The organism is Pseudomonas sp. (assembly GCF_030696055.1).
In the GTDB taxonomy this organism is placed as follows: Bacteria; Pseudomonadota; Gammaproteobacteria; order Pseudomonadales; family Pseudomonadaceae; genus Aquipseudomonas.
On record NZ_JAUYNP010000045.1, the window covers coordinates 1 to 17,387 of the forward strand.

At 60.9% G+C, this 17,387-nt stretch carries 20 protein-coding genes and 2 tRNA genes; 19 read left to right on the top strand and 3 right to left on the bottom strand.

Annotated elements, in window-relative coordinates:
• The 12 genes from ruvB to nadA all read left to right on the top strand — a co-directional run.
• The coding region (ruvB, locus tag Q8Q83_RS02365) for a Holliday junction branch migration DNA helicase RuvB (RefSeq protein WP_305620800.1) at window positions 1-801 on the top strand (801 nt) is incomplete at its 5' end.
• Window positions 802-853: 52 nt separating this feature from the next.
• Window positions 854-1,306: a tol-pal system-associated acyl-CoA thioesterase gene (gene ybgC, locus Q8Q83_RS02370; protein ID WP_305620802.1), complete on the top strand. Its 453-nt coding sequence runs from the start codon at window positions 854-856 to the stop codon at window positions 1,304-1,306.
• A 2-nt stretch (window positions 1,307-1,308) separates the two neighbouring features.
• Window positions 1,309-2,004 (top strand): protein TolQ, encoded by a 696-nt coding sequence (gene tolQ, locus Q8Q83_RS02375; RefSeq protein WP_305620804.1) that lies wholly within the window; start codon window positions 1,309-1,311, stop codon window positions 2,002-2,004.
• Between the two features lie 34 nt (window positions 2,005-2,038).
• Window positions 2,039-2,491 (top strand): protein TolR, encoded by a 453-nt coding sequence (tolR, locus tag Q8Q83_RS02380; protein WP_305620806.1) that lies wholly within the window; start codon window positions 2,039-2,041, stop codon window positions 2,489-2,491.
• Window positions 2,491-3,438 (top strand): cell envelope integrity protein TolA, encoded by a 948-nt coding sequence (gene tolA, locus Q8Q83_RS02385; protein ID WP_305620808.1) that lies wholly within the window; start codon window positions 2,491-2,493, stop codon window positions 3,436-3,438. The genes tolR and tolA overlap by 1 nt, the downstream gene beginning before the upstream one ends.
• A complete protein-coding gene (tolB, locus tag Q8Q83_RS02390) occupies window positions 3,435-4,733 on the top strand; it encodes a Tol-Pal system beta propeller repeat protein TolB (RefSeq protein WP_305620810.1) in 1,299 nt (432 codons plus the stop codon). The genes tolA and tolB overlap by 4 nt, the downstream gene beginning before the upstream one ends.
• 66 nt (window positions 4,734-4,799) lie before the next feature.
• Window positions 4,800-5,297 carry a peptidoglycan-associated lipoprotein Pal gene (pal, locus tag Q8Q83_RS02395; protein ID WP_305620812.1) on the top strand — a complete coding sequence of 166 codons (498 nt, stop codon included), beginning with the start codon at window positions 4,800-4,802 and terminating at the stop codon, window positions 5,295-5,297.
• 6 nt (window positions 5,298-5,303) lie between these two features.
• On the top strand, window positions 5,304-6,131 hold the full coding sequence (gene ybgF, locus Q8Q83_RS02400; RefSeq protein WP_305620813.1) for a tol-pal system protein YbgF: 828 nt from the start codon (window positions 5,304-5,306) through the stop codon (window positions 6,129-6,131).
• A gap of 269 nt (window positions 6,132-6,400) precedes the next feature.
• On the top strand, window positions 6,401-7,048 hold the full coding sequence (gene queE / locus Q8Q83_RS02405) for a 7-carboxy-7-deazaguanine synthase QueE (RefSeq protein WP_305620834.1): 648 nt from the start codon (window positions 6,401-6,403) through the stop codon (window positions 7,046-7,048).
• Window position 7,049: 1 nt separating this feature from the next.
• Window positions 7,050-7,724 (top strand): 7-cyano-7-deazaguanine synthase QueC, encoded by a 675-nt coding sequence (gene queC, locus Q8Q83_RS02410; RefSeq protein WP_305620815.1) that lies wholly within the window; start codon window positions 7,050-7,052, stop codon window positions 7,722-7,724.
• Between the two features lie 58 nt (window positions 7,725-7,782).
• Window positions 7,783-7,858, top strand: a tRNA-Lys gene (locus Q8Q83_RS02415).
• 193 nt (window positions 7,859-8,051) lie between these two features.
• Window positions 8,052-9,110 carry a quinolinate synthase NadA gene (nadA, locus tag Q8Q83_RS02420; RefSeq protein ID WP_305620816.1) on the top strand — a complete coding sequence of 353 codons (1,059 nt, stop codon included), beginning with the start codon at window positions 8,052-8,054 and terminating at the stop codon, window positions 9,108-9,110.
• Between the two features lie 36 nt (window positions 9,111-9,146).
• On the opposite strand, the gene Q8Q83_RS02425 is transcribed toward nadA, so the two are convergent.
• Window positions 9,147-10,580, bottom strand: a complete 1,434-nt coding sequence (locus Q8Q83_RS02425) for a M48 family metalloprotease (protein WP_305620818.1) — start codon at window positions 10,578-10,580, stop codon at window positions 9,147-9,149.
• A gap of 105 nt (window positions 10,581-10,685) precedes the next feature.
• Between Q8Q83_RS02425 and Q8Q83_RS02430 the strand changes: the two genes are divergently transcribed.
• Both Q8Q83_RS02430 and Q8Q83_RS02435 read left to right on the top strand, forming a co-directional pair.
• The gene (locus Q8Q83_RS02430) at window positions 10,686-10,937 is read left to right on the top strand and encodes a sulfurtransferase TusA family protein (RefSeq protein ID WP_305620819.1); all 252 of its coding nucleotides are present in this window, start codon (window positions 10,686-10,688) and stop codon (window positions 10,935-10,937) included.
• 76 nt (window positions 10,938-11,013) lie between these two features.
• Window positions 11,014-12,078 (top strand): AI-2E family transporter, encoded by a 1,065-nt coding sequence (locus Q8Q83_RS02435; protein ID WP_305620821.1) that lies wholly within the window; start codon window positions 11,014-11,016, stop codon window positions 12,076-12,078.
• 55 nt (window positions 12,079-12,133) lie between these two features.
• On the opposite strand, the gene Q8Q83_RS02440 is transcribed toward Q8Q83_RS02435, so the two are convergent.
• Together Q8Q83_RS02440 and Q8Q83_RS02445 are read right to left on the bottom strand one after the other, a co-directional pair.
• Entirely contained in the window at window positions 12,134-12,607 is a 474-nt protein-coding gene (locus tag Q8Q83_RS02440) for a peroxiredoxin (protein WP_305620823.1), read from the bottom strand.
• Window positions 12,608-12,668: 61 nt separating this feature from the next.
• Entirely contained in the window at window positions 12,669-13,226 is a 558-nt protein-coding gene (locus tag Q8Q83_RS02445) for a glycine cleavage system protein R (RefSeq protein WP_305620825.1), read from the bottom strand.
• Between the two features lie 226 nt (window positions 13,227-13,452).
• Between Q8Q83_RS02445 and dapA the strand changes: the two genes are divergently transcribed.
• From dapA to Q8Q83_RS02470, 5 genes are all read left to right on the top strand, one after another.
• The gene (dapA, locus tag Q8Q83_RS02450) at window positions 13,453-14,331 is read left to right on the top strand and encodes a 4-hydroxy-tetrahydrodipicolinate synthase (RefSeq protein WP_305620827.1); all 879 of its coding nucleotides are present in this window, start codon (window positions 13,453-13,455) and stop codon (window positions 14,329-14,331) included.
• Between the two features lie 17 nt (window positions 14,332-14,348).
• The gene (gene bamC, locus Q8Q83_RS02455; RefSeq protein WP_305620829.1) at window positions 14,349-15,467 is read left to right on the top strand and encodes an outer membrane protein assembly factor BamC; all 1,119 of its coding nucleotides are present in this window, start codon (window positions 14,349-14,351) and stop codon (window positions 15,465-15,467) included.
• Between the two features lie 87 nt (window positions 15,468-15,554).
• Window positions 15,555-16,424 (top strand): phosphoribosylaminoimidazolesuccinocarboxamide synthase, encoded by an 870-nt coding sequence (locus Q8Q83_RS02460; protein WP_305620831.1) that lies wholly within the window; start codon window positions 15,555-15,557, stop codon window positions 16,422-16,424.
• 194 nt (window positions 16,425-16,618) lie between these two features.
• Window positions 16,619-16,708 (top strand) — tRNA-Ser (locus Q8Q83_RS02465).
• A gap of 275 nt (window positions 16,709-16,983) precedes the next feature.
• Window positions 16,984-17,387, top strand: a 404-nt coding sequence (locus tag Q8Q83_RS02470) for a radical SAM protein (RefSeq protein ID WP_305620833.1), incomplete at its 3' end; no start/stop codon positions are given.

The window sequence follows — 17,387 nt, forward strand, 5'->3', positions numbered from 1 at the left end:
CAGACCTCGGGCCCGGTGCTGGAACGGCCGGGTGACCTGGCTGCGCTGCTGACCAATCTCGAGCCGGGCGATGTGCTGTTTATCGATGAAATCCATCGTCTGTCGCCGATAGTCGAGGAAGTGTTGTACCCGGCGATGGAAGACTTCCAGCTCGACATCATGATAGGTGAGGGGCCGGCGGCGCGTTCGATCAAGCTGGATCTGCCGCCTTTTACCCTGGTCGGCGCCACCACCCGCGCCGGCATGTTGACCAATCCGTTGCGCGACCGCTTCGGCATAGTGCAGCGCCTGGAGTTCTACAACACCGACGACCTGGCCACCATAGTCAGGCGCTCGGCGGGGATTCTCGGCTTGTCCATCGAAACCCACGGTGCGTTCGAGATCGCCCGGCGCGCCCGCGGTACGCCGCGTATCGCCAACCGCCTGCTGCGCCGCGTGCGGGATTACGCCGAGGTGCGCGGGCAGGGCGATATCACCCGGCAAATTGCCGACTTGGCGCTGAACTTGCTGGATGTCGACGAGCGCGGCTTCGATCACCAGGATCGCCGCCTGTTGTTGACCATGATTGAGAAATTCGACGGCGGCCCGGTGGGGGTCGATAACCTGGCTGCCGCCATCAGTGAAGAGCGTCACACCATAGAAGACGTGTTGGAGCCCTATTTGATTCAGCAGGGCTATATCATGCGCACCCCCCGTGGTCGCGTGGTGACCCGGCATGCCTACCTGCACTTTGGCTTGAATGTGCCCAAGCGTATGGGCGAACACCCCACCGCCGAGTTGCTTGCACGTGATGACGAGTAAGAAAAAATACTTGCTCCAAGCAATTGGCAAGATCAGGAGCTGGCACTAGAGTATGCGCGCGCAAAACGGAGTTGAGTCTTTCGCTCATCGTTGTCGGGTTTATTACGAAGACACCGATGCTGGCGGCATTGTTTACTACGTCAATTATCTCAAGTTTATGGAGCGGGCTCGCACCGAGCGGCTGCGCGATTTGGGCTTTGCCCAGTCGACGCTGGCGGGTGAGGGCCTGTTATTTGTCGTTCATTCGGCCGAGGCGCGCTACCACGCGCCGGCGCGGCTGGATGATGAGCTGTTGGTCAGTGCCGAAGTGATGGAATTAAACCGTGCCAGCCTGCGTTTTCGTCAGCAGGTCAGGCGGGTAGCGGGTGATGTGCTGCTCTGTGAAGGGCAGTTTCTGGTGGCCTGTGTGGGCGCCGACAATTTGAAACCCCGGGCCATTCCCCAAGCCCTGCGTGCGGCCTTTGCCGGGCAGGGTGGCGCGGGTACATCTAGAGCAGGAGAGTAAGCGTGGAAGCCAACGCCGTTGACCATATGTCGATGTGGAGTTTGATCAGCAACGCCAGCCTGGTGGTGCAATTGGTGATGTTGACGCTGGTGGGCGCGTCGGTCACCTCCTGGGTCATGATCTTTCAGCGCACCGCCCTGCTGCGTGCCGCCAAGCGCGCCCTGGATATGTTCGAGGAACGCTTCTGGTCCGGCATCGACCTGTCCAAGCTGTATCGTCAGGCCGGCAGCAACCCCGATCCGGATTCGGGTCTGGAGCAGATCTTCCGCGCCGGCTTCAAGGAGTTCTCGCGTTTGCGCCAGCAGTCCGGTGTCGATCCGGATGCGGTGATGGACGCCGTGGCACGCGCCATGCGCGTGGCCATCTCCCGTGAGGAAGAAAAGCTCGAGCAGAGCCTGCCGTTCCTCGCCACCGTCGGCTCCACCAGCCCCTATATCGGCCTGTTCGGCACCGTATGGGGGATCATGAACTCCTTCCGCGGCCTGGCCCAGGTGCAGCAAGCGACCCTGGCCACAGTGGCTCCGGGTATCGCCGAGGCGTTGATCGCCACCGCTATCGGCCTGTTCGCCGCCATTCCGGCGGTGATCGCCTACAACCGCTTCGCCTCCCGTGGCGAGATGCTGATTGGCCGTTATTACACCTTCGCCGACGAGTTCCAGGCGATCCTGCACCGCAAAGTGCACACCAGCGACGACTAAGCCTTAGGCATTCTCAATACAGGTTTCTCAAGCCATGGCCAGAATTCGCAACAGACGCAAGCCCGTCGCCGAGATGAACGTGGTGCCCTACATCGACGTGATGTTGGTGCTGCTGGTGATCTTTATGGTGACCGCGCCGATGCTTAACCAGGGGGTCAAGGTCGATCTGCCGAAAGTCAGCAGTGAAGCCTTGCCGCAGGACAATAACGCCCAGGTGCTGACCATTTCGATCAAGGCCGATAAGTCCTACTACTGGAATATGGGCACCGAGGTTGATGTCGACACCATGCAGGACAAGGCGCTGACCCTGGAAGAAATGACCCGTGCGGTCACCGCGATCATCAGTCAGAGCCGCGCCACGGGTAAGCAGGTGCAGGTCTTCGTGCGCGGCGATAAATCCGTCGATTACGGCACCGTGATGGCGGCCATGGGTGGTCTGCAGCAGGCTGACGTGGGCAACGTCGGGCTGATTACCGAGGCACCCTGATGTATCAGCGCGAGCCTTCACCTTCGGAAAGCCTGTTCTGGCCTGTGGTCTGGGCTGTGGCGCTGCACGTCATCATGTTTGCCATGTTGTTCGTCAGCTTTGCCTTCGCGCCGGATTTGCCGCCGGCCAAGCCCGTGGTGCAGGCGACTCTGTATAAGTTGCAGTCGCAAAGCCAGGCCACCACCCAGACCAATCAGAAAATCGCCGGTGAGCAAAAGAAAACCAGCGCGCCTGTCTATGAGACCGAACAGCTCGAGCAGAAAAAGGCCGAGCAGGAAAAAGTAGCGGCCAAGACGGCGGAACAAAAGAAAGCCCAAGAGGCTCAGAAGGCGGAAGCGGCGAAGAAGGCTGAGGCCGACAAGAAAACCGCCGAGAAGAAAAAGTTGGCCGATGTTGCCAAGAAAAAGGCCGCAGACGAAGCCGCGAAGAAGAAAGCCGCCGAGGACGCCAAGAAAAAGGCGGCCGAAGAGAAGAAAAAAGCGCTAGCCGAGGCGGCCAAGAAGAAAAAGGCCACGGATGACGCCAAGAAGAAAGCCGCCGAGACGGCGCAGCGCAAAGCCGTAGAGGATAAGAAAGCGGCGGCCCTGGCCGAGTTGCTGTCTGAGGATGTCGGTCGTCAGCAGGCCTTGGCTGATACGGTGGGCGATGAAGTCGCCGGCAGCCTGGATGATTTGATTGTTAAATTGGTCAGCGAGCAATGGCGTCGACCGCCATCTGCGCGTAACGGCATGAGCGTAGAAGTACTGATCGAAATGTTGCCCGATGGCACCATTACCAATGCCAGTGTTACTCGCTCGAGTGGCGATGCGCCGTTTGATAGCTCTGCAGTTCAGGCGGTACGTAACGTCGGGCGCATTGCGGAAATGCAAGACCTGGATCGCGCGACCTTCGACCGCCTTTATCGGCAGCGTCGCGCCGTCTTCAAACCGGAGGATTTAGATCTGTGAATACCCTGATGCGTGTTGTTCTGCTCGGTCTGACCATGCTGGTCGGCTCGGTGCAGGCAGCTGATCCGCTGGTGATCAGCAGTGGTACTGATCGTGCCACGCCGATCGCCGTGGTGCCCTTTGGCTGGCAGGGCGGCAGTGTGCTGCCCGAGGACATGGCCGAGATTATCGGTAACGACCTACGCAACTCTGGCGTGTTCGAGCCGATTTCCCGGCAGAATATGATCAGCCTGCCGACCCAGGCGGGCGAGGTGATCTATCGCGACTGGCAAGCCCTGGGTGCGCAATACGTGCTGGTGGGTAGCGTGGTGCCCAACGGCGGTCGCCTGCAGGTGCAATTCGGCCTGTTCAATGTGGCGACCCAGCAGCAGGTGCTGACCGGCAGCGTGGGTGGTGGCGTCGATCAGTTGCGCGACATGGCTCACCATATCGCCGACCTGTCGTTTGAAAAACTCACCGGGGTCAAGGGGGCGTTTTCCACGCGCATGCTGTATGTCACGGCCGAACGCTTCTCGGTCAACAACACCCGCTATACCCTGCAGCGCTCGGACTATGACGGCGCCCGTGCAGTGACGCTGCTGCAATCGCGCGAGCCGATCCTGTCGCCGTCCTTTGCCCCCGATGGTCGCCGTATCGCCTACGTGTCGTTCGAGCAGAAGCGTCCGCGTATCTTCGTGCAGCACATCGATACGGGGCGTCGCGAGCAGATCAGCAACTTCGAAGGCCTGAACGGCGCGCCGGCTTGGTCGCCGGATGGCAACCGCCTGGCGTTCGTGCTGTCGCGCGACGGCAACCCGGAAATCTACGTGATGGATATGGGCTCGCGGCAGATGCGCCGAGTGACCAATCAGGGCTCGATCGATACCGAACCCTTCTGGGGCAAGGATGGGCAAACCCTGTACTTCACCTCGGATCGCTCCGGTAAGCCGCAAATCTACAAGACCAATATCAACAGTGGTTCGGTTGAGCGGGTGACCTTTGTCGGCAACTACAACGCCAACCCGAAACTCTCCGCCGATGAAAAGACCCTGGTGATGATTCATCGCCAGGACGGTTACACCGTGTTCAAAGTCGCGGCACAAGACCTGCAGCGCGGCAATTTGCGCATTTTGTCCGACACCAGTCTGGACGAGTCGCCTACTGTTGCGCCCAACGGCACCATGGTAATCTACGCGACCCGCCAGCAGGGTCGGGGAGTCTTGGTATTAGCGTCCACCAATGGTCGCGTGAGGCTCCCTCTTCCTACCGCTCAAGGCGAAGTTCGAGAGCCTTCTTGGTCCCCTTACCTGAACTGATGCGGCGCTACACCTTTATTGCTTGAAATACTGCTTAACACACTGGGGTTCATTAGGAGTTACATGATGGAAATGCTGAAATTTGGTATGTTCGCTGCACTGAGCCTGGCTCTGGCCGTAGCAGTTGGTTGCTCCTCCAAAGGCGGCGACGCTGCTGGCGAAGGCGCTACCGATCCTAACGCTGGCTACAATGCCAACGGCAGCGGTGCGGACAGTGCTCTGAGCGAAGAAGCTGCTCTGCGCGCTATCACCACCTTCTACTTCGAATACGACAGCTCCGACCTGAAGCCAGAAGCCATGCGCGCTCTGGACGTTCACGCCAAAGACCTGCAAGGCAATGGCGCTCGCGTAGTTCTGGAAGGCCACGCTGACGAGCGCGGTACCCGTGAGTACAACATGGCTCTGGGCGAGCGTCGCTCCAAGGCCGTTCAGCGTTACCTGGTACTGCAGGGCGTTTCCCCTGCTCAGCTGGAACTGGTTTCCTACGGCGAAGAGCGTGCTATCGCCACTGGCAACGACGAGTCCTCCTGGGCGCAAAACCGTCGCGTCGAACTGCGTAAGTAATTCGATATGCGTACGTGCCGTCGTGCTCTAACCGTTTTGGCGCTTAGCCTGCCGCTTGTGGCCTGGGCTGAGGTTCCCGTGGTGGATAACAATGCCGGTTACGGCAGCAGTAGTTATCCGCCTGCTGGTTATGGTGCGACTGGCACCTACGTCGCTGCAGGGGCTGCGGCCCCTGTCACGGCGCAGGGCGAGTTGTTCAACCAGTTGCAGCAAATGCAGCAAGAGATCGCGCAACTGCGCGGTATGCTCGAAGAGCAACAGAACGAGATTCAGCGTCTTAAGCAAGAAAGCCTGGAGCGTTATCAGGACCTTGATAAGCGTTTGAGTGGTGGTGCAGCGGCAGGTGCTGCAGTCGACCAGAATTCTTCAGCCGCTGGCGCTATCAATGCCAGCGGTACGCCGACCCCGCCTGCGGGGCAGGCGCCAGCAGCACCGGCCAGTAATGAGCCGGCGGATCCGGCGAAGGAAAAGCTGTTCTACGAAGCGGCCTTCGACTTGATCAAGGTCAAGGACTTCGACAAGGCCAGTCAGGCATTTGCGGCCTTCCTGCGCAAATACCCCAACAGTCAGTACGCCGGCAATGCCCAGTATTGGCTGGGCGAGGTGAACCTGGCCAAAGGTGATCTGCAGGGCGCCGGTCAGGCCTTTGCCCGGGTCAGCCAGTCTTACCCAAGCCACGCCAAGGTGCCGGACTCCTTGTTCAAGCTGGCCGATGTCGAGCAGCGTTTGGGTCATGCCGATAAGGCCAAGGCGATACTGCAGCAGGTCATCAGTCAGTATCCGGGCAGCTCGGCGGCGCAGTTGGCGCAGCGCGATTTACAGCGCTTGCCATAAAAGCTGAACCCTGGATCAAGAAACCCGCGCTTTGCGCGGGTTTTTTATGGCCTGCCATCCCTGGCGGCCACCCCCTGGGGCCGTCGCTGCACGACGTTTAAAAGTGCTCCCGGCAATTTTTTATGGCCTGCCATCCGTGGTAGCCACCCTTCGGGCCGTCGCTGCGCGACGTTAAAAATTTCTCCCAGAACTTTTTTCGTATACAATCCACGCCCCTTTTCCCGCAACGGAGGCGGACGGCCTGTTTAGCTGTCACGCCCGTGGCTGATATGCAAGAAACCCTGCGCATTACCGAGATTTTCTACTCGCTGCAGGGCGAGACGCGCACCGCCGGCTTGCCGACTGTGTTCGTTCGCCTGACCGGCTGTCCTTTGCGTTGCCAATACTGCGACACCGCCTATGCCTTCAGCGGCGGCGAGATCATGTCGCTGGATGCCATCCTCGATCAGGTTGCCGGCTACAAGCCGCGCTATATCTGCGTGACCGGTGGCGAGCCCTTGGCGCAACCCAACTGTATCCCTCTGCTCAAGCGCCTGTGCGACGCCGGCTATGAGGTGTCGCTGGAGACCAGCGGTTCCCTGGATGTGTCGGCGGTCGATCCGCGGGTGAGCAAGGTGCTCGACCTGAAGACCCCGGGCTCGGCGGAAGTGGCGCGTAACCGCTATGAAAACATCGAGCTGCTGACGCCCAATGATCAGGTCAAGTTCGTCATCTGCACCCGTGAGGATTACGACTGGGCGGTGAGCAAAATCATCCAGTACCAACTGGACCAGCGCGCCGGCGAGGTGCTGATGTCGCCCAGCCATCATGAGCTGGATGCGCGCTCCCTGGCGGACTGGATAGTGGCCGACAACCTGCCGGTACGCTTGCAAATGCAGCTGCACAAGATTCTCTGGAATGACGAGCCGGGACACTGACATGAGCGATAAAAGAGCGGTAATTCTTCTTTCCGGTGGCCTCGACTCGGCCACTGTGGTGGCCTTGGCCAAAGCCGAGGGCTACAGCTGCTACAGCATGAGTTTCGACTACGGCCAGCGCCATCGCGCCGAGTTGCAGGCGGCTGAGCGTGTCGCGCAGCAGTTGGGTGTGGTCGAGCACAAGGTGATCGGCCTCAATCTCAATGGCATCGGCGGTTCGGCGCTGACCGACGCCAGCATCGAGGTGCCGGAAGGCCCGAGCGAAGGCATTCCGGTGACCTACGTGCCGGCGCGCAATACCGTGTTCCTCTCCCTGGCCCTGGGTTGGGCCGAGGTGTTGGGGGCGCGGGATATCTTTATCGGCGTGAATGCGGTGGATTATTCCGGTTACCCGGATTGCCGCCCCGAATTCGTCGAAGCCTTTGAACGCATGGCCAATCTGGCCACCAAGGCGGGCGTCGAAGGGCAGGGCTTCCGTATCCAGGCGCCGCTGCAGCATATGAGCAAGGCCGAAATCGTTCAGGCCGGCATGCGCCATGGGGTGGATTACGCCCTGACAGTGTCCTGCTACCAGGCCGATGAGCAGGGCCGGGCTTGCGGTAAATGCGACAGCTGCCGCCTGCGCGCGGCGGGCTTTGCCACGGCTGGGGTGGTTGACCCCACCCGTTATTTCTAAAAAAACTTATCCGAAGTGTTGAATTCCTGAATTAAATCAGTATCATGCGCTTCGCATCGGGTCGTTAGCTCAGTTGGTAGAGCAGTTGGCTTTTAACCAATTGGTCGTAGGTTCGAATCCCACACGACCCACCATATTTCCTTCCTTGGAAGGTACTGAAAGCCTGAAAGCTCCGAATTAAAGGGCTTTCGGGTTTTTTTGTGTCTGCTGTTTTTTACTCTATCCATCCTCGTCGCGCCTTCGCCGTTCCTGCCCTGTCTGCTCTCGCACCCATCTGGCGGGTATACTCGAATTCAGCACTGATAGACCTTCACAGGGCCTGATGACATGACGCAGATTTCCGAACGCCTTCTGGTGCAAGCCCACCTCGACGCCAAGCAGCCCAAGCCGCTGACGTCCGAGCAGGAAGCCTTTTACCGCGGCGAGATTGCCGCCGAGCTGAAAAAGCAGAACGCTGTGCTGGTGGCGCACTACTACTGCGACCCGGTGCTGCAGGCCTTGGCCGAGGAAACCGGTGGCTGCGTGTCCGACTCCCTGGAAATGGCCCGCTTCGGCAATGCCCACCCGGCGCAGACGGTGCTGGTGGCGGGGGTCAAGTTTATGGGCGAGACGGCGAAGATCCTCAACCCGGAAAAGCGCGTGCTGATGCCAACCCTGGAGGCGACCTGTTCGCTGGACCTGGGGTGCCCGGTGGACGAGTTCTCGGCGTTCTGCGATCAGCATCCGCAGCGCACCGTGGTGGTGTATGCCAATACCTCGGCGGCGGTGAAGGCGCGGGCCGACTGGGTGGTGACCTCCAGCTGCGCGGTGGAGATAGTCGAGCACCTGATGGATAACGGCGAGAGCATCATCTGGGCGCCGGATCAGCACCTGGGCCGTTATATCCAGAACAAGACTGGCGCCGACATGCTGCTGTGGGACGGTGCCTGCATCGTCCACGAGGAGTTCAAGGCCAAGCAGCTGCAAGACATGAAGGCGTTGTACCCGGAGGCCGCGGTGCTGGTGCATCCAGAGTCGCCGACCGCGGTGATAGAGCTGGCCGATGCGGTGGGCTCCACCAGTCAGCTGATCGCCGCGGCGCAGAAGTTGCCGAACAAGACCTTTATCGTCGCCACCGACCGCGGCATCTTCTACAAGATGCAGCAGCTGTGCCCGGACAAGGAATTTATCGAGGCGCCCACCGCCGGTAACGGCGCGACCTGTCGCAGTTGCGCGCATTGCCCGTGGATGGCGATGAACACCCTGGAGCGCACCTTGAACTGCCTGCGGGAGGGCAGCAATGAGATCTTTGTCGATCCGGCGCTGATCCCCAAGGCGATCAAGCCGCTCAAGCGCATGCTCGACTTTACCCAGGCGGCGCGGCTCAAACTCAGCGGTAACGCTTAAACGAAAAAGCCCGGAATAGTCCGGGTTTTTTCTTGGCTAGCGCATCATCTGGTTGATCAGGCGCTGGTCTTCCAGCAGTTCGCGTTGACGCGCGTCTATCCGCGAAGCCAGTTGGAAGTTGTTGCTGGCGCGGCGTTTGGCGAAATCGAGTTGTTCGATGGCCTGGTCGTAGTCGCCGACCAGGGCGAAGAACTCGGCGCGGGCCTGGTGCAGGCCGATGGTGTTGCCGCTCAGGCCGCGTACCTCGGCTACTTGGTACCAGACGTCGGGATCCTTGCCGCGGTCCTTCAGCAGCTCATCCAGGGCGCGCTCGGCCTCCTGATTGCGCCCCTGTTTCATCAGCAGGTCGATGCGTGCCTGGTTGATCGGGTAGTTGCTCGGATACAGGCCGAGTAGGCGTTCGACCCGGCTCTGCGCCTCGCCTAAGCGATTGGCGGCCATATCCAGTTCAATCTGCGCCAGGTTGTATGCCAGATCGTTGGGGGCGCCCTGCAGTAAGGGCTGCAGGGTTTCGCGGGCCTGCTTGTGCTGGCTGCTTTTGATCTGCGCGATGGCCAGGCCATAACGTGCGGCTTCCAGCGTGGGGCTTTCGTCGAGCATGCTGCGAAAGCGCTTGGCCGCCAGGCCCGGGGTTTCCTCGTAGATCAGTTGCACGCGGGCGCGCATCAGCTGATAGCGCAGGCTGTCGGTAGTACCGCCGGCGTCGGCTTGCTCGGCGCGGTTGCGAGTGTCGGCGATACGCGACTCGGACACCGGGTGGGTCAGGAGGAATTCCGGCGGCTTGCGGTCGTAGCGGTACTGGCGCATCAGGCGCTCGAACATGCTCGGCATGGCGCGTGGGTCGAAACCGGCCTTTTCCAGATTGACCAGGCCGATGCGGTCGGCTTCCTGCTCGTTCTGCCGCGAGAAGCGCCGTTGTTCCTGCATCGCCGCGGCCTGGGTCGAGGCTATCGCGGCCATGCCCAGGTCGCCTGCGCCGGCGGCGGCGGCGATGATGCCGGCGAGCATGCCGGCCATCACCGGGATCTGCATGCGCTGCTGGGCTTCCAGGCCGCGGGCGAAGTGGCGCTGCGACAGGTGCGCCAGTTCGTGGGCGATGACCGAGGCGTATTCGGCCTCGGTCTGGGCGTAGAGAAACAGTCCGCCGTTGACCCCGACAATCCCGCCCGGTGCGGCGAAGGCGTTGATCTGCGGGCTGTTGAGCAGGACGAACTCCAGGCGACGGTCCTGCAGCTCGCTGGTTTCGCTCAGGCGGTAGACGCTGGTCTCGATAAAGTCCTTGAGCTGCGGGTCGGACAGTTGGCTGACCTGGCCGCGTACCAGGCTTAGCCAGGCACGGCCCAGTTGGTGCTCTTGCTGGGGCGAGATGAGGGCGGAGCTGGCATCGCCGAGGGAGGGGAGGTCACTGGCCAGGCCAGGGGCTGCCAGCAGGCAGGCGAGCGTCAACAGGGTAGGGCGCAGAAGGCTCATGCACAAAGCTCATGTCGAACAAAGGCGCTACTGTAGCCGCCCGGTCGCTCTGCTGGCCAGGGCTGTGCGGCCTTGGGTATCCTTAATGTCTTCCAGGAGTAGAACATGACTGATAGTGAATGGCCGGCCGAAGACTGCGATGCGCAAGTGGATGCCCGCGGCCTGAGTTGCCCCTTGCCGTTGCTCAAGGCCAAGCTTGAGCTCAACCGCCTGGCCAGTGGCGCGGTACTCAAGGTGGAGGCTACCGATGCGGGCTCGCAGCGTGATTTCCGTGCCTTTGCCACCTTGGCGGGGCATAGTCTGCTGCGTGAAGAGGTCGATAATGGGGTTTACCGTTACTGGCTGCGCAAGGCCTGACAGGCTACCTCGGGCTTCGCGCTAGAGTTCAGCCGCTGGCTGATGGACCCGATGGTTGCGGATCTGAGGAGTGCTGATGGTTAAGGTGCTGCGCAATTGGCTGTACCGCTACTTCTCGGATGAGCAGGCGGTGGTGTTGGCGGTGCTGTTGGTCCTCGGCTTCGCTGCCATCTTGACCCTCGGCGGCATGCTGGCGCCGGTGCTCACCGGGCTGATCTTGGCGTTTCTGATGCAAGGCCTGGTGAATGCCTTCGAGCGCCTGCGCCTGCGGCAGATTGCCGCGGTGTGGCTGGTGTTTACCCTGTTTATGAGCTTGCTGGGGTTGTTCCTGCTGGTGTTGCTGCCGTTGCTGTGGAACCAGCTCAGTGCGCTGTTCAATGAGTTGCCGCGGATGTTGGGGGAGTGGCAGTCGCTGTTTCTGCTGTTGCCGGAGCGCTATCCGAACCTGATCAGCGATGCCCAGGTGCTGCAACTGATCGAGACGGTACGCGGCGAGATCGGCAAGTTCGGCCAGTGGGTGGTTTCCTTCTCCCTTTCCAGCCTGCCGATGCTGCTCAGCATCATGATCTATCTGGTGCTGGTGCCTATTCTGGTGTTCTTCTTCCTCAAGGATCGAGTGCTGATCGCCGAGTGGTTTCGCGGTTATCTGCCGCGCGAGCGCAGCCTGATCACCCGGGTCGCCGAGGAGATGAACACGCAAATCGCCAATTATATTCGCGGCAAGGTGATAGAGATCATCGTCTGCGGCGTGGTCACCTATATCGCCTTTATCGCCCTGGGCCTCAACTATGCAGCGTTGCTGGCCCTATTTGTCGGTTTGTCGGTGGTGGTGCCCTATATAGGCGCGGTGGTGGTGACGTTGCCGGTGGTGCTGATCGCGTTGTTTCAGTGGGGCTTGGGCGACCAGTTCGTCTACCTGATGCTGGTCTACGGCATCATCCAGGTACTGGACGGTAACGTGCTGGTGCCGCTGCTGTTCTCCGAGGCGGTCAACCTGCACCCGGTGGCGATTATCTGCGCGGTGTTGCTGTTCGGCGGTCTGTGGGGCTTCTGGGGCGTATTCTTCGCCATTCCCCTGGCCACCCTGTTCAAGGCGGTGATCGATGCCTGGCCGCGCAGCGAATTGGCGACGCAGGAGTAGGGCGGCAGGCATAAAAAAGCCGGTCGTTTGACCGGCTTTTTTATCAGCGCAATGCTCAGGCTTTATTCAGGGCCTGGGCCGCCGCCAAAACGGCATCCACATGTCCGGGTACTTTGACTCCGCGCCACTCCTGGCGCAGCACGCCCTGCTTGTCGAGCAGAAAGGTGCTGCGGTCGACGCCCAGGTATTCCTTGCCATAGAGCTTTTTCAGCTTGATCACCTCGAACAGCTGGCACAGCGCCTCGTCCTTGTCCGAGATCAGCTCAAAGGGGAATTCCTGTTTGCACTTGAAGTTTTCATGAGATTTCAGGCTGTCGCGGGACACGCCGAAGACTCGGGTGTTCGCCGCTTGGAAGGCCGAGTGCTGATCACGAAAGCCCTGGCCCTCGGTGGTGCAGCCCGGGGTGCTGTCCTTCGGGTAGAAGTAGATCAGCACATGTTGGCCTTGCAGCGCAGACAACTGCACCTGCTGGCCGCTGGTGGCCTGGGCCTGGAAATCGGCAACCGGGGTGTCGAGTGCTACGGCCATAATAAGCTCCTTCGAAGCTGTTCAGTATCTTGCCGCCGCGCAGCAGATTGTGGGCGACTTCTTACGGGTTTTGTGGGCGCCAGGGTTCGATCAGGGCGTCCAGGTTCAGGGCATCGGCGAAATCGAGGAACTGATCGCGCAGCCAACTGATCTGGGTGCCTGCCGGCAGGGTCACGGTCAGGGTGGCGTTGAGCATGGTGCCGCCGGTCTGCGGTGCCAGGTAGGTGTCGCAGGTGAGGTTTTCCAGTTCGACATGGTGGTCGATAAAGAACTGGCACAGCTCATTGAGGATGTCCGGGCGATAGGCCGAGCTGACATAGGCCACATAGGGCAAGGCCTGCGGGCGGTTTTCCGAGGCGGCGCTGCGGATCACATTGACCGTAAAGCTGTGTTTCTTGGCCAGGGCCGGCAGGGTCGACTCCAGGCGCGCCAGGGCATCCCAGCTGCCAGAGATCTGCAACACCAGAGCGCTGAATTCGCCATGCCGGCTCAGGCGGGTGCTGACCACGGCGCAACGGTTTTCGTGGCTGGTACGACAGAGCACGTTGGTCAGCTCCATGGCGTTGGGGCCGAGGGCACTGATAACGAGAAATTGTTCGCGAACTGGGGGGGTGGACATGCAGCCTTCCTAAAACGATAAGCGGTCGGTCCGTGGAACAGCACCGATCAAAGCCGGAAGGGTAGCGAAAAGCGCCGCCCAGGGGAATGCTCACAGGCGTCGGCAATAAGTAATGTGCGGTGTTTGCCCAATAAAGATTGGATGTGTCCGGCCGCCGTACTTCGCTTGTACAAGGCAGGTGGCACCAGTACCATTACGGCTCTCTTTTTTCGGCAGGAGCGGTTGCATGATTGCGGGCAGTATGGTGGCACTGGTTACGCCCATGGATGCGCAAGGTGGTCTGGATTGGGACAGCCTGAGCAAACTGGTGGATTTCCACCTGCAAGAGGGCACCAACGCCATCGTCGCGGTCGGCACCACAGGTGAGTCCGCCACGCTTGACGTGGGTGAACATGTTGAGGTGATACGTCGCGTGGTGGCGCAGGTCGCCGGGCGTATCCCGGTGATCGCCGGTACCGGCGGCAATTCCACCCGCGAGTCGGTCGAACTGACCCGCGCGGCTCAGGAAGTGGGCGCCGATGCCTGTCTGCTGGTGACGCCTTACTACAACAAGCCGACTCAGGAAGGCCTGTACCTGCACTTCCGGCATATCGCCGAGTCGGTGGCCATTCCGCAGATTCTCTACAACGTGCCGGGCCGTACGGTCTGCGACATGCTGCCGGAAACGGTCGAGCGTTTGGCGAAGATCGACAACATCATCGGTATCAAGGAAGCCACCGGCGACCTGCAGCGCGCGCAGGAAGTGCTGGACCGGGTGAGCAAGGACTTCCTGGTCTACTCCGGCGATGACGCCACCGCCGTCGAGCTGATGCTGATGGGCGGCAAGGGCAATATCTCGGTGACCGCCAACGTCGCCCCGCGCGCCATGAGTGACCTGTGCGCCGCCGCCATGCGTGGCGAAGCCGCCATCGCCCGCGCCATCAACGATCGCCTGATGCCGGTGCACAAGGCGCTGTTAATTGAATCCAACCCGATTCCGGTGAAAAGGGCTCTGCACGAAATGGGCTTGATGGGCGACGGTATCCGTCTGCCATTGACCTGGCTCAGCCCGCGTTGTCATGAACCGCTGCGTCAGGCCATGCGCCAGTCCGGCGTATTGGTTTAATTGAGGAAATATTGCGCATGAAGCGACTCACCGGACTCTCTACCCTGGCTCTGATCATCGCCAGCACTAGCGGTTGCGGCTGGCTGTATGGCGAGGATGGCTATTTCCGTGATCGTGGTAGCGACTACCTCGAAGCCCGCCAGACTGCCCCCATGCAACTGCCGTCGAATGTCGAGGCCAAGCGCCTCGACCCCTTGCTGCCGGTGCCGCAGCAAGTCGCCAACAGCACCGTTGAAGGTGAGTTCGAGGTGCCGCGTCCCCAGGCGTTGGCTATTCAGGCTGACGCCAGCGAGTTCAGCCTGCAGAAGAGCGGTGAGTCGCGTTGGTTGGTGGCCCAGCGGGTACCGGCCGAAGTCTGGCCGGTGGCCCGGCAGTTCTTCGCCGACAACGGCTTCCAGATCAGCGAAGAGCGTCCGCAGACCGGTGAGTTCAGCACCGCTTGGCAGCGTTTCGATGCCCTGTCCGCGTCCATGGCGCGGCGCTTGAGCAGTCGCGTTTCCGGTGTGGCTCCGGATGCCGAAACCCGCGTACGGGTGCGCATCGAGCCGGGCGTACAACGCAACACCAGTGAAATCTTCGTGGTCAGTGTCGAGCGTCCGGCTGGCAGCACTGAGGATGTCGCCTTCACCAACCGCAGCAGCAACTCCAGCCTGGATGGCGCGCTGCTGGATGAATTGCTGGTCAGCCTGGCGCGTAGCGCCGAACAGGGTGGTTCGGTCTCCCTGCTGGCAGTCCGTGATTTCGACGCCCCCAACCGCGTAAGCCTGACGGAAGACGGCAACGGCAACCCGGTGCTGAGCCTGGGTGCCGACTTCGATCGTGCCTGGTCGGGCGTAGGCCGCTCCCTGGAAATGGCCGATGTGCGCATCGACGACATCAACCGCAGCCTGGGCGTGTACTACATCAACCTGGCCGAGACGGCGAAGAAGCCGGAAGAGCAACCAGGTTTCTTCGGCAAGGTATTCGGCAGCGAGCCGAGCAAGGAAGAGATCGACGCCCGCGCCGAGCGCTATCAGGTGCGCCTGACCACCGTGGGCGACAGCGTGCAGGTCACGGTGGAGAAAGACCTCAATACCATCGCGCCTGCCGATGTGGCGCGCAAGGTGCTTGATCTGATCCAGGAAAACCTCGGCTGATAGCAGGCCACTGCAGCACCTGTAATACCAATAGGCGAAACCCGGTGGGTTTCGCCTGTTTCGTTTACTAAAGGCGGAAATTCCGACATGACCACAGTCACCACCCTCAGCCTGAAGAAAATCTACTCGGGCAAGGTCCGCGACCTCTACGAAATCGATGACAAACGCATGCTGATGGTCGCCACCGACCGCCTCTCGGCCTTCGATGTGATCCTCGACGAGCCCATCCCGGAGAAGGGCAAGATCCTCACCGCGATTTCCAACTTCTGGTTCGCCAAGCTGGCCGGCCTGGTGCCCAATCACTTTACCGGCGATAAGGTCGAGGACGTGGTGTCCGCCGCCGAACTGCCGCTGGTCGAAGGCCGCGCCGTGGTGGCCAAGCGCCTCAAGCCGGTGGCTGTTGAGGCCATAGTGCGTGGCTATATCGTCGGTTCCGGCTGGAAGGAATACCAGAAGAGCGGCACCGTCTGCGGCATCCAGCTGCCGGCCGGGCTGCAGGAGGCCTCCAAGCTGGCCCAGCCGATCTTCACCCCCTCGACCAAGGCCGCGGTGGGCGACCATGACGAGAACATCTCCTTCGAACAGTGCGAAGCCATCATCGGTGCCGAGTTGGCCGCCAAGGTGCGCGACACCGCTATCGCCCTGTACAGCGCCGCAGTCGAATACGCGGCCACCCGCGGCATCATCATCGCCGACACCAAGTTCGAATTCGGCCTGGACGAAGACGGCACCCTGACCCTGATGGACGAAGTGCTGACCCCGGACTCCAGCCGTTTCTGGCCGGCCGACAGCTACGTCGAAGGGCAGAACCCGCCGAGCTTCGACAAGCAGTTCGTGCGTGACTGGCTGGAGTCCACCGGCTGGAACAAGCAGGCTCCAGCCCCGACAGTGCCCGCCGACGTCGCGCAGAAAACCGCCGACAAATACCGCGAAGCACTGACACGTCTGACCGTCTAAAACGGTCTGGCGCGGGTTCTGCGGCATAAGAGAGGCACTTCGGTGCCTCTTTTTATGGGCTGCCGTCCGTAGGCTGTGCGGGGCGCAGTCGCCACTGCGACTCCCCCTTGATCGCAAGCATCTGAAAGCATGCGAAAAATTTACCAACTGGGGTTCGCCAAACGCGCTTCAGCTGCTATCATGCGCGCCGCCACGGGAAGATGCCGGAGTGGCCGAACGGGACGGATTCGAAATCCGTTGTGTTAGCGATAGCACCTAGGGTTCAAATCCCTATCTTCCCGCCATACTAAAAAGCCCCGTAATTCAATGAGTTACGGGGCTTTTTCTTTGGTTTTGACATGCTCAAAATCGCCTTGGGGCAAAAAAGGGGCATTTTGGGGGCAAAAAACGCTGCTCCCAGGTCGTTACAGACCGCTGTAGCCCTCCTCAAAACCCATTTGCTCAGAGACACGAGAAGCCATCCGCGCGGCATCCTTGGGAATGAACTTCCCATAGTGTTTCTTAATCATGGTGGTGTGACCAGGAGCAGAAGAAATTCCGCGCCCGCGATGAGGCTCAGGTGCTCGAAGAGATTCGCCGCACGGGTGAGCGGATGATAGTGCAGCGGGTGTTTCTCGCCGACGGCGATGCCTTGGTGCTGCCGACGCGGCGGCTGTTGACCATTCTGCAAGCGATCCGCACGCATATGCCGGATGTGCAGCGGGTCTCCAGCTACTGCCTGCCGCGCAATCTGCGCAAGAAATCGGTGGAGGAGCTGAAAGAGCTGGCCGATGCCGGGCTGCGCATGGCCTATGTGGGCTGCGAGTCCGGCGACGACGAGGTGTTGGCGCGGGTCAACAAGGGCGAGACTTTCGAGTCCAGCCTGAGCGCCCTGGATAAGCTCGGTCGGGCCGGGATCAGCCGTTCGGTGATGATACTCAACGGCCTGGGCGGCACCGTGCACACGGAGCAGCACGCGGATAA